The sequence below is a fragment of the Aerococcus kribbianus genome, from assembly GCF_026805545.1.
Classification (GTDB): domain Bacteria; phylum Bacillota; class Bacilli; order Lactobacillales; family Aerococcaceae; genus Aerococcus; species Aerococcus kribbianus.
The window spans coordinates 613,004-624,562 of sequence record NZ_JAPRFR010000001.1; the positions used below are offsets into that span (position 1 = coordinate 613,004).

The 11,559-nt window shown below is 40.6% G+C and carries 9 protein-coding genes; all 9 read right to left on the reverse strand.

The features are described from left to right. Positions 1-21 precede the first annotated feature (21 nt). A complete protein-coding gene (locus OW157_RS02880; RefSeq protein WP_268751829.1) occupies positions 22-1,575 on the reverse strand; it encodes a ComEC/Rec2 family competence protein in 1,554 nt (517 codons plus the stop codon). Next, the gene (locus OW157_RS02885; RefSeq protein WP_268751830.1) at positions 1,572-2,357 is read right to left on the reverse strand and encodes a helix-hairpin-helix domain-containing protein; all 786 of its coding nucleotides are present in this window, start codon (positions 2,355-2,357) and stop codon (positions 1,572-1,574) included. Before OW157_RS02885 ends, OW157_RS02880 begins: the two co-directional genes overlap by 4 nt. Before the next feature lie 80 nt (positions 2,358-2,437). Continuing rightward, complete coding sequence (gene coaD, locus OW157_RS02890) at positions 2,438-2,932, reverse strand: pantetheine-phosphate adenylyltransferase (RefSeq protein WP_268751831.1); 495 nt, start codon at positions 2,930-2,932, stop codon at positions 2,438-2,440. Beyond that, on the reverse strand, positions 2,933-3,502 hold the full coding sequence (gene rsmD / locus OW157_RS02895; RefSeq protein ID WP_268751832.1) for a 16S rRNA (guanine(966)-N(2))-methyltransferase RsmD: 570 nt from the start codon (positions 3,500-3,502) through the stop codon (positions 2,933-2,935). It lies immediately after the preceding gene. 132 nt (positions 3,503-3,634) lie between these two features. Beyond that, the gene (locus OW157_RS02900; RefSeq protein WP_268751833.1) at positions 3,635-5,233 is read right to left on the reverse strand and encodes a hypothetical protein; all 1,599 of its coding nucleotides are present in this window, start codon (positions 5,231-5,233) and stop codon (positions 3,635-3,637) included. Then, the gene (locus tag OW157_RS02905; protein WP_268751834.1) at positions 5,233-5,997 is read right to left on the reverse strand and encodes an ABC transporter ATP-binding protein; all 765 of its coding nucleotides are present in this window, start codon (positions 5,995-5,997) and stop codon (positions 5,233-5,235) included. The genes OW157_RS02900 and OW157_RS02905 overlap by 1 nt, the downstream gene beginning before the upstream one ends. A gap of 287 nt (positions 5,998-6,284) precedes the next feature. Then, positions 6,285-6,593, reverse strand: a complete 309-nt coding sequence (locus OW157_RS02910) for a YlbG family protein (RefSeq protein WP_268751835.1) — start codon at positions 6,591-6,593, stop codon at positions 6,285-6,287. Positions 6,594-6,611: 18 nt separating this feature from the next. After that, positions 6,612-10,043 (reverse strand): pyruvate carboxylase, encoded by a 3,432-nt coding sequence (locus OW157_RS02915; protein WP_268752243.1) that lies wholly within the window; start codon positions 10,041-10,043, stop codon positions 6,612-6,614. A 277-nt stretch (positions 10,044-10,320) separates the two neighbouring features. Beyond that, entirely contained in the window at positions 10,321-11,550 is a 1,230-nt protein-coding gene (locus tag OW157_RS02920) for an FtsW/RodA/SpoVE family cell cycle protein (protein WP_268751836.1), read from the reverse strand. Positions 11,551-11,559 lie beyond the last annotated feature (9 nt).

Sequence of the window (11,559 nt, forward strand, 5' to 3'; positions counted from 1 at the left end):
ATAAACTGCCCGCTGGTGTGGCTAAGACACTAACAAACAGTCTCCTTGGCCAATATCTATCATTTGCACGATCCCCCAAGGATTTAGATAGGGAGAAATATAAACAAGAAGTAGGCTTAGGGTTAAAAATAAACTGGCAATTTTGATATAACGACGACCTTCCAAAGCTAGACAAAAACATAAAATACTCGTTAAAAGTATGGCTAGTAAATATAAGGGAGGTTGCCCCGTAATCCAATGAAAAAAAGACCAGGATTGAGCCCATAAACTAAAATTCTCTACACCTTGAATCAGCCAGTTTAAGACCCACAATAAGGGTCGTGAGACAAGCTGCCAATCTAACAAATGAAGCCCCATAGCCAAAAGCAAACCGGGGAAGAGAAAATTGGCAAAAATAAAGGAATAAAGCCCGTTCAAAAGTAAATTCAACCAAGAAAATTCATGGAAATTAATCATTAAAATAGGCATAATAAGTAGACTACATAAGAAGTTTAGCAGTAAGCCCCTTAGCCAGAACGCTCCTTGCCACTTGGCCAAAGCCCTTCCCATCAGAATAATAGTAAAGGCCAGCAAATAAGAGAGTTGAAAACTTAAAGATAACACCGCACTAGGTTTTAAAAAAAGTGTGGCGAGCATGACTCCCGCTGTACCAACAAAAGTTGAAGGCTCCCGGTTATGGCGTATTTGCCAACTATTATATAAATAAGCCCCACTAGCCCGTAATAAGCCATGAGGAAAGGCTAGAGCGGCAGTATAAACAAGCAAAAAAGCTAAGGCCAAATAATCAAAAGCCTCAACACTAAGACCTAAGCGAAGAAATATGTTCTTCATTTGTTTGAGCAAGAAATTAACATGGAAACCTGATATAGCAAAAAGGTGAATCAAGCCCAATTTCTGATAGGCTTGGTAAACAGGCTGACTGATTGCGTCTGATTGGTTAAAAAATAAGGACAGGCTGTAATCCCTCACCAGGGTTGGAGTCATATCAGAAAACTTATTAATAAAACGATAAACCCCTTGTGCCCAGCGTCCACTAAGTGACTGGTCGGGACCAAAGATGGTAACAGTATCGATTACTAGAATATAATAAATATTTTTCTGCTTTAAGTAACGGCGATAATTAAAAAGCTGACGATTACGGTTTTCCTTGGGTAATTCCAAGTGTCCCTCAACCTCTAAGACGACACTCTCATCTAAGGCTAACCAATCCGCTTTTTCCGATTCAGACCCTAAACGGTAATAGCATTGGACGTATTTTTGCAAGTGATCGGAGTCTACCACTTGTCCCTTAAAAGCGACTTGGTCGCCATCAACACTAAGCTGATTTATGGGCATTCTTACAGTGAAGCTTGCCTGGTTGTCAGTAACTGCTGGCGCTAAACGAGGACGCTGGCAATAAGCTGAGATGACAACTAAAACCAGTATTATTACATAACTATAGAAGATCCGTCCATCTCTTAAGCAATAGACTCTGATACTTAGATAAAGTAAGACAAGACCCCACCAAGCTGAATGAAAGGTCATCAAGGCTAGAGAAGCTGCGGCCAAGCTAGGAAAAATTAGCCACTCCCTCATTGAACCGTCACTTCTGTACGTAGTCGTTCCAAAGTTTTAGCCCCAATGCCATTAACATTTTCTAAATCATCCACTGACTTAAAAGGACCCTGATCTTCTCGGTAACGAATAATTTCTTCAGCTTTTTTGGCTCCAATGCCACTAATTTCTTCTAACTGGCTAACATCAGCTGTATTGATATTAATCAGGTCCGAATCCTTAGCAGTGTTTGATGATTGGTCGTCAGAATTCGTTTCAGACGCTGCCATGGTCAAAGTCGCAGGCACACTTTCACCCTCCTTGGGAATATAAACGACCATCTGATCACTTACACGTTGTGCTAAATTGACTTGACTTTGGTCGGCTTGGTCAGTTAAGCCACCTGCTAAATCAATGACATCATAAACTCGCATTTCCCCCTCAATGGGATAGATAGAAGGATTTTTCACGGCCCCTTTAATATCCACATAGCCACGACTCTGAACTTGTTCTTGTTGGTTATTGGCTTGGCTAGACTGATCAATCGAGCTTGAGTCTAAAGCTGAACTACTTGACTTTAACTCTTGATCAAGAGGTGTCTCCTCCTGGCTTGCGACTAAGGCAGTCTCTTCTTCCATCAATAAGTCTTCTGTCTGATTAGGCTCTATTACTTGACGCGGATAAAAATGGTCATAAAGCACAATCGCTCCTAGTAGCGCAAGGACAAAGCTTAAACCGATGACAATAAATTTCTTTCTCCCCTGCCAGCTAGTAAGGCTTTCATCAAAATTAAAGTGACTTTCCACCCATTCCCGTATATCCATCAAAAAACCTCCCCTATTTAAAAGTTCATCACTTATAAATACGGGAGATTTTGTTATTTTATTCCACTTTTTCTGAAAATTTAATTATTTTTTGTCGCTAATTTTTCAGCGATGGCTTGGGCAACCACATCCGGTACCAAGGAAGAGATATCGCCCCCAAATTGGGCCACTTCCTTGATTAAAGAAGAAGATACGAAACGATAACGTTCATCTGACAATAGAAAAAGCGTTTCGACATCAGCATTTTGTAATTTATTCATCATGGCAATAGACGTTTCATATTCAAAATCCTTGGTATTACGTAAACCACGAATTAAAACCTGGGCTCCGAGTTCCTGAGCAAAATCAACAGTTAAGCCTGATTTTAATTCTAAGACGGTCACATTACTTAGCTGGTCTAAAGCTGCCTTGGCTAGGTCAAGCTTTTCTTGCCCTGTAAATAATGACTTCTTACTGGTATTAATGGCTACTGCCACATAGACATGGTCAAACATTCTTGCCGCGCGCTGAATCATATCCACATGCCCCAGTGTCAAGGGATCAAAACTACCTGCATATAGTGCTTTTCTTTCCATCTAATCCTCCTCTGGCCACTGGTAGAAGACTAAGCGCGTGATTCCATAGACTTGGTCACGGGTCTTTTCTAAACCAGCAATTGTCTCTGGCATAGTGTCATGCTTGTCCATTTCACACACCAAGAGCACGTGGTCACTCAACCAAGCGTCAGCAACCAATGCTTGGATGGTTTCCACTAACTTTTGTTGCTTATAAGGCGGGTCAAGAAAAACTAAATCAAAAGACAGATTCCTATCTTTTTGGCGTAAGTCACTTAAGGTTTTACGATTATCACCCGTTAAGAGGGATACCTGGTCTTGGATCCCTAGATCATTAATATTTTCCTTAATCGTTGTTATAGCTGCCCGATGTCTTTCACAGGCGACTAATTGGCCTGCTCCTCGGGAGAGAGCTTCGATACCCAGAGCGCCTGAACCTGCATAGAGATCCAAAACTCGCGTCTCTTCAGAAAAATAAGGGCCAATAATATTAAACAAAGATTCCTTAATTTTATCTGTCGTTGGTCGGGTATTCTTACCAGGAACCGCTTTTAGACGGCGTTTTCCATATTGGCCAGCGATTATACGCATGCTGACCCACCTCCTCTAATAGTCTTTATCTATCCTAGCAGACTTACTAGTCAAAAGCCAAACAAAAAACAGGCCTAGACCACTATGGATTTAAACAGCCATAATAGTCTAAGCCTGGTCACCTATTTATATTTAAAGTTTATTCCAGAAAGGTCGCACAGAAAGGAAGTAAAAGATTCCCATAAACAAGATGATGGCAAAGCCATAAAGCGATGACAAGACTAGCGGCGCAACCGGTGCTAAATAAGAAAGGCTAATCGCTAAAATAAGTAAGAATAATCCTAGTATTACAACGATTTGCTTAATTACCATACCTAGTTTACCGTGTCTAAACATCAAGTCTTCTAAGTTCGACCAGTCTAGTTTCAAGTCACGGTAGTCGCCCTTTAAGTTAACAAAGGCCACAAAAGCCACACCCAAAATAACACCTAGGATACTAACTAAGATAAGTAATGGTGGCACTAGCATGATAGCCATCAAGATCACCACTAAAAAGATAGCAATAACAAAGTCAATCAGAAAACCGGTTTTAAATTTATTGAGGAGATAGTCCTTACGCGTAATAGGCAAACTTGCCATAAAATTATAATTTTCCTTGTCTACAGAAATAATAACTCTAGAGAAAGACAGGTAGACTTGCATAATCATAGGGAGAAAGAAGCCTATGATCAGAAATAGGCCGAAATACTCCCAGGTCATATCCGCAAATAAACGTTCCTGTCTAGCTATAGGAACCAAGGAAAAAGACCCAATCACTACAACGAGCACTTCATTCAACAAAATTTGTCCTGCCAAGGAAGGATCCTTTATTTGTTTGAAATTATATTTGAAGAGTAAATGATTAATATCTCTTCCAGTTCCAATTTCAGCTGTTTTCACTACTGAATTTTCTTGATTGCCTGATTCTTGGTTCAAATTTTGACCGAAATGACCGGAAACATAAATCAAGCTAGCAATTGTAAAAGCCAGAACCGCTAAAATAACTAACCAGTGGCCAATTGCTTGAGGAGTCACCAACACATGGTAGAAAGAAACCGAAATTGGTAAAGTTGGCATATCTGGTACCACAACACCCATACCAATATGGCGAGAGTTCCAAAGAATCAACCGCATATACAAGGCGAACCAAGCAATGCCCCCTACCGCATAAAAACCAATCATAACTGCCTTACGATGTTGTTGTACAAAAGGAATTTTAAACAGAAAATTTAAAATCAATAATAAGAGCGCGGAAATAAAGAGGATAAAAATAGTCGATAAAAGAAAACCAACTAGTAGACCATAAATAAGATTGTCCCCTAGAAATACCATGGTAGCCCAAATCGCAATTTGAAAGGGAATAATCACCATAACCATAGATAACAGCTTAGAGGTAAATATTTCCTGCTGGGTAAAGGGTAAGGGAAAATATTCTTCACGATCATTGGCATCCAGCACTAAATTAGAAAAGCTTTGGGCGATACTGACAAACATAAATAACGCCATAACAACCATAAAGTTAGAATATAGGCCGGGATACCCCTTTAATTGGCCAGCTTGAGTTGCCATCAAAAAAGCCAAAAATAAACTAGCAATTATAGTGATAAGCTGAGAAAACCACACATTTTTCATCACTGGAATATACTTATCTGTCGTTTTTTTGACATTTTTCTTACGCGTATTAGAGAGGTGTTGAGCATAGGCATCATACATATTAACCTTAAATAGTTCATAAACTGCTGACCAGCGCATTACTGATCACCTGCTTCGCTAGTAGCTGTTTGGGTATCTGCCTGATCATACTGTTTAATCATATCCAGGTAGATTTTTTCTAAGCTCGCATTATCATGGTCGCGTTTCAATTGCTCTACCGTGCCATCATACTTAACTTGACCCTGCCGTAAAATGACAATGTGGTCACACAACTCTTCAGCCGTATTTAAATCATGACTGGAAAACAGTACAATGTTGCCAGCTTGAGCATGGTCAGTGATCCTTTGTTTAAGGTCAAAGATGGCCTGAGGATCAAGACCCGTCATCGGCTCATCCATTACCCAAATTTTAGGGTTAACCAGTAAGGCTCCAATTAGGAAAACTTTTTGGCGCATTCCGTGAGAAAAGGATTTAATCAAATGGTTCTGTTTGCCTTCTAAAGCAAATAAATACGTAAATTCCTCTATTTTAGCTTGAGCATCTTGTACAGAAATACCATAAGCTACCCGCATTAATTCCCAATATTCACCTGCCGCTAGATTTAAAAACATATTAGGTGAATCTGGCACATAGGCAATCTTGGCCTTAGTTTCAAGGTCATCCTTAGTCAATGTTTTCCCGTCAACCTGAATTTCGCCTTGGCTAGGTTCAATGATACTCACTAAATTCTTAATAGTAGTCGATTTACCTGCCCCATTATGACCAATTAAACCAAAAACTTCACCATCAGCAATGGTAAGTGACACCCGGTCCATAGCCAGGGTGGTGTCATACTTTTTACTGACTTCCTTAAATTCAATCATGGAAAAGGCCTCCTAAACTTATTTTTATGGTCCAAGCTTAACATAAAAAGCGCTCACCTACAATAAAAAATACTATTACGATTTATAGATATTCACAAGCAACTTACTAATTACAAGCTTATTAAGCTATCAAATTCACAAGCAATATTAGACTAATTTTGAATTAAGCTTGGTCACTTCCATGTCGACTACTCTAGGCAAAGCCAATCTAAATAAAAACAGACGTGATGGTTAAATCACGTCTGTTTGATTGGTATTATCAAGTCTCCACTTGCTTGTGCACTGACTTATTCACTTTTACTTATTTCTTGGTTCATTTTACTTTCAAGGTAAGGCAGTACTTGGTCAAAATCCATTGATAATCGCTGGCGTGGAGACACTTCCACTGAGCGAACAAATCGCAATTTGCTAATACGATCTTGGCTCGCCTCAGCTTGGTCTGCGCTAGTGTACAAGATAGCATACTTCATTTTGCGCGATACAAAATAAAGGAAGCCGTGTTTTTTTAGTTGTTTAACCTTTTTCGTGGAATATAACCAAACAATAAGTTCTTGGCGGCTAGTTAAATCAAAATTTTCATTCCGTGATTCTGACATAGCCGGCACCTCACTTTCTTATTTTTCCATTTCAATTAAGAGGTCACCAGATTCAATTTGATCACCCGCACCGACGAGGATGTCCTTGATGGTACCAGCACTAGGTGCCTTGATAGTAGTTTCCATCTTCATGGCTTCTGAGACCACAATCACTTGGCCTGCTTTTACCTGGTCGCCAACTGCTACTGGAACATCTAAGATGCTGCCTGGCATGGTTGCGCCGATATGATTAGGATTAGACTTATCTGCTTTACGCCGACTTGCTACCTTATGCATGTAACTTGCATCAGCTACTACAATTTCTCGACGTTGACCATTCAATTCAAAGAACATAATACGGTTACCGTTGTGGTCCACTTCACCAATCTGAATCAAGCGGATAAAGAGCACCTTACCCTTTTCAATTTCGATATTTACCGATTCACCCGGTTTCATACCGTAAAAGAAGGTTGGTGTATCAATTAAAGAAAGGTCGGAATATTTATCTAACTTGTGACGGTAATCAATGAAAACGTCTGGATACATGAGGTATGACAAAACATCTTGGTCATCCACATCGTCCTCACCTAACTTAGCAATAATTTCTTGTCGGGTGGCTTCAAAATCAACATCTGCTAACAAGGCACCAGGGCGTTCAGTGCTAGCAGGGCCACCTTTAAGGATAATATTCTTCACGTCCTCTGGGAAACCACCAGCCGGTTGGCCTAATTTACCCGAGAAGAAATCAATGACAGATTGTGGGAAGTCAATATGTGAACCCTGTTCATAGAAATCAGCAATGCTGAGGTCATTTTGCACCATGAATAAGGCCATATCACCCACAACCTTGGATGAAGGTGTTACCTTAACAATATCCCCAAACAAGAGGTTAACATCATGATACATGGCTTTAACTTCATTCCAACGGTCACCTAAGTTAACGGCTTGCGCTTGTTGTTGGAGGTTAGTGTATTGGCCACCTGGCATTTCTGTGCGATAAATTTCAGTTTCAGGCACTTTTAAGCCAGAATTAAAGGCTTCATAATAATGACGAACGCCTGACCAATATTGGTTCAATAATTGACTATTGCGAGGGTCTAGTTTAGGCACTCGTTCAGAATGCTCCATCGCATAGTAGAGGGAAGTCATTGCTGGTTGACTGGTAGTGGAAGAAAAAGCTGCTGTTGCCACATCAACCACATCCACTCCTGCTTCAGCAGCCTTGACATAGGTCATGATACCATTACCTGCTGTGTCATGAGTATGCAAGTGGATAGGTAGGTCAATTTGGCTCTTCAATTCTGAAACTAAAGCATAAGCAGCTTGAGGTTTCAACAAACCAGCCATATCTTTAATCGCTAATATATCAGCCCCTAATTTTTCCAATTCTTTGGCGAGGTCAACATAGTATTTTAAATTGTATTTACCAGGATTAGCTGCCAAGATGTCTCCTGTGTAGCACATGGTCGCTTCTGCGATTTTTCCGGTGTCTTTCACATATTGGATTGAATTTTCCATTTGTTTGGTCCAATTTAAACTATCGAAAATCCGGAAGACATCGATACCTGATTGGGCTGATTGTTGGATGAATTCTTTTAAGACATTGTCAGGATAGGAGGTATAACCCACTGCGTTGGCCCCTCTAAAGAGCATCTGCAAGAGCGTATTAGGCATGGCAGCCCGCAAAGCTTCCAAGCGTTGCCATGGATCTTCAGTAAGAAAACGCAAAGCAGAGTCAAAGGTCGCCCCACCCCAAACTTCCATAGAGAACATGTCAGGATTAACTGCTTCTTGGACCTTAGCTGCTTTTAGCATATCACGAGTTCGCATTCGGGTTGCAATTAGACTTTGGTGGGCATCACGCATAGTCGTATCTGTTAATAAGAGGTCAGAAGAATTTTTGACATAGTCTTTAACAGCTTCTACCCCCTGATGGTCTAGAATTTGCTTGGCAGTCGGCCCATCAGCTTCTTTTTTAGCGAATTCTGGAATCTCTGCCTTAGCAAAATAAGGCTTATCTTGCTTGGCTAAACCTGGAAAACCATTGATAGTGGTGTCTCCTATATATTGTAAGGTCTTATTTCCACGGTCACGGTTACGACTCTTAGGAAAATCAAACAATTCTGGTGTATTATCGATAAAGGTCGTAGTGGCTTGTCCTGATTTGAAGACTTCATGATTGATGACATTACGTACGAAAGGCAAATTGGTTTCTACCCCACGAATCCGGTATTCCCGTAAGGACCGGTTCATTTTAGCAACGGTATCTTCAAAACTTGTGGCCTTGACAATTAACTTAGTGAGCATTGAGTCAAAATAAGGGGTAATGACAGTATTTTGGAAGCCATTACCCGCATCCAAACGTACTCCAAAGCCACCTGGTGACCGGTAAGTATTCACCTTACCAGTGGCAGGGAAGAAGTCATTGTTAGGGTCTTCGGTTGTCACCCGGCATTGGATAGCATAGCCATTAAGCGGTAGAGCAGCTTGGTCTGGTAGTCCCGCTTGGGATAAGCTTTGCCCATCTGCAATGCGAATTTGGGTTTGTACAATATCAACCCCAGTGATTTCTTCAGTGATGGTGTGTTCCACTTGAACTCGAGGGTTCACTTCAATAAAATAGAAGTCTTCTCCATCAAGTAAGAATTCCACTGTTCCGGCATTGGTATAACCCACACTAGCTAAGAAATCACGAGCTGTGTTACAAATAGCATGGCGAACATCCATAGTCATTGATACAGTTGGTGCCACTTCGACCACTTTTTGGTGGCGACGTTGCACTGAGCAATCCCGTTCCCATAAATGCATTGTATTACCGTCTTGATCAGCAATCACTTGGACCTCAATATGCTTAGGGTTTTCAATGTATTTTTCAACATACATTTCTCCTGATCCAAAAGCTTTCTCAGCTTCTGATTGCGCGGTTTGATATTTTTCTGCTAATTCTTCTCGCGAATGAACTACTCGCATTCCCCGGCCACCACCACCGAGAGCGGCTTTGACCATGATAGGATAACCTACCTGGTCAGCAAAATCATAAACCTCTTCTACTCCTGAAACAGGACCATCAGATCCTGGTATCAAAGGAATTTCAGCATCCAAGGCTGCTTGCCGTGCTTTCACCTTGTCCCCGAACATATCCAATGTGGTTGAACTTGGTCCAATAAAAATAATGCCCTCTTCTTCACAACGACGGGCAAAGTGGACATTTTCAGATAAGAAACCATAACCAGGGTGGATGGCATCCGCACCAGTATCCTTGGCAATGGCAATAATCCCTTCAATATCTAAATAAGCTTCCACAGGTTTCTTTCCCGCACCTACTAAGTAAGACTCATCAGCCTTAAAACGGTGAACAGAGGCTTCATCTTCCTTGGCATAGATTGCTACGGTTTCAATACCCAATTCAAAACATGCTCGAAACACACGGATAGCAATCTCGCCTCGGTTAGCGACTAATACTTTCTTAATCATTATTTACATCCTTTCAGGGGCAAGACTTGCCATTTTCAGCTCAGCTTATACTGGTTAACTATTAGGCTAATCCTTAGCACCCTTTATATCTATCGTTATTATTTTAGCACACATTGCTAGCAAATATGAACAATGGACTTACCCTCAAGAATTGAATGTAATAAAAAACGACCGAGTTATGACTCAGTCGTTTCAATTTCTAGTTGGCTGTTTTTTTATATCCTACACACTTCGATCCAAGGAATCGGAGTTACCGCGATTAACTCACACCCTTTTATTGATAGTCTTTGATATTAGTAGGTTCTTGGCGTTCACGTTGGTCACGTCGGATGGCAGCAAGGGCAAGTCCAATCATAATAGAAGAGGCGAGCACCGATGATCCTCCATAACTTAGGAAGGGAAGAGTTACCCCGGTGATAGGAATAAGACCGAGAACCCCACCAAGGTTGATAAAGATTTGAACAAAGAAGTAACCCGCTACACCAACTAAAATCAATTGCAAGAAAATTGTTCTCATCTTAGTTGACTTCATTAACAGATAAATAATTAAAGCGAAGTAAATAGCAATAATTAACAAGGTAACAAAGAAGCCAAATTCTTCACCAATTATCGCCATAATAAAGTCATTATGGGCTTCAGGAATATAACCTGTTTTTTGGATTGAATTCCCTGGCCCTTGACCCATTAATCCTCCTAAGGCAAAGGCATAATAAGAGTTAACTAATTGCAACCCATCCCCCTGAGCATAAGCGAAAGGATTGGCAAAGGCTGTAAACCGGCGAATTTGATAATTATCAATGTGAGAAAAGTCAAAGAAATGTAAAATTATTAGCATGATAACATAGCCTACACCAACTCCTAATAAGCTACGTTTAAACCACTTGGCAGGGGCACCACTTGCTAAGATCATCAAAGCAATAATAGAAGCAACAATGGCCATCCCACCAAAGTCAGGTAAAAAGAAGGTAATGCCTAATATCAAAACTAAGGCAATGCTAACCTTGGATTCTGATTTGATGACACTCCATAAATTACCGGACACCAATTCTTCTTGGTGAAGGCCTAAGAGATTGGCTAATACAACAACAACGATAGGCTTGGCAAACTCGATTGGCTGAATGGAAAAACTACCAATTCGTAGCCAACCCTTGGCCCCGTTAATAGTTGGTCCAATCGTCCACACTAAAGCCATAGCTAAAACCATAGCCAATAGCAAACCATACATCCATTTTTTCCGTCTAAAAATGGCAATATTCATTTGCCCAAGAAAGAAGATAAGTCCGAGGCCAATAACAACAAAGACAAGCTGACGAAACATATAAGCAGTAGCTGCGTCTCCTTCACTGATGGCCTTGTATGAACTAGCAGTATAAACCATCAAAATCCCAATCATCATCAATAAATGACTGAGAATATAGATAGGTTTATCGACTTCTTTATAGAAAATTTTTATTCGGTTTAGGAGCCACTTGCCTAAGCGAACTCCCACATTTTGTCTTGCCATAATGACCTC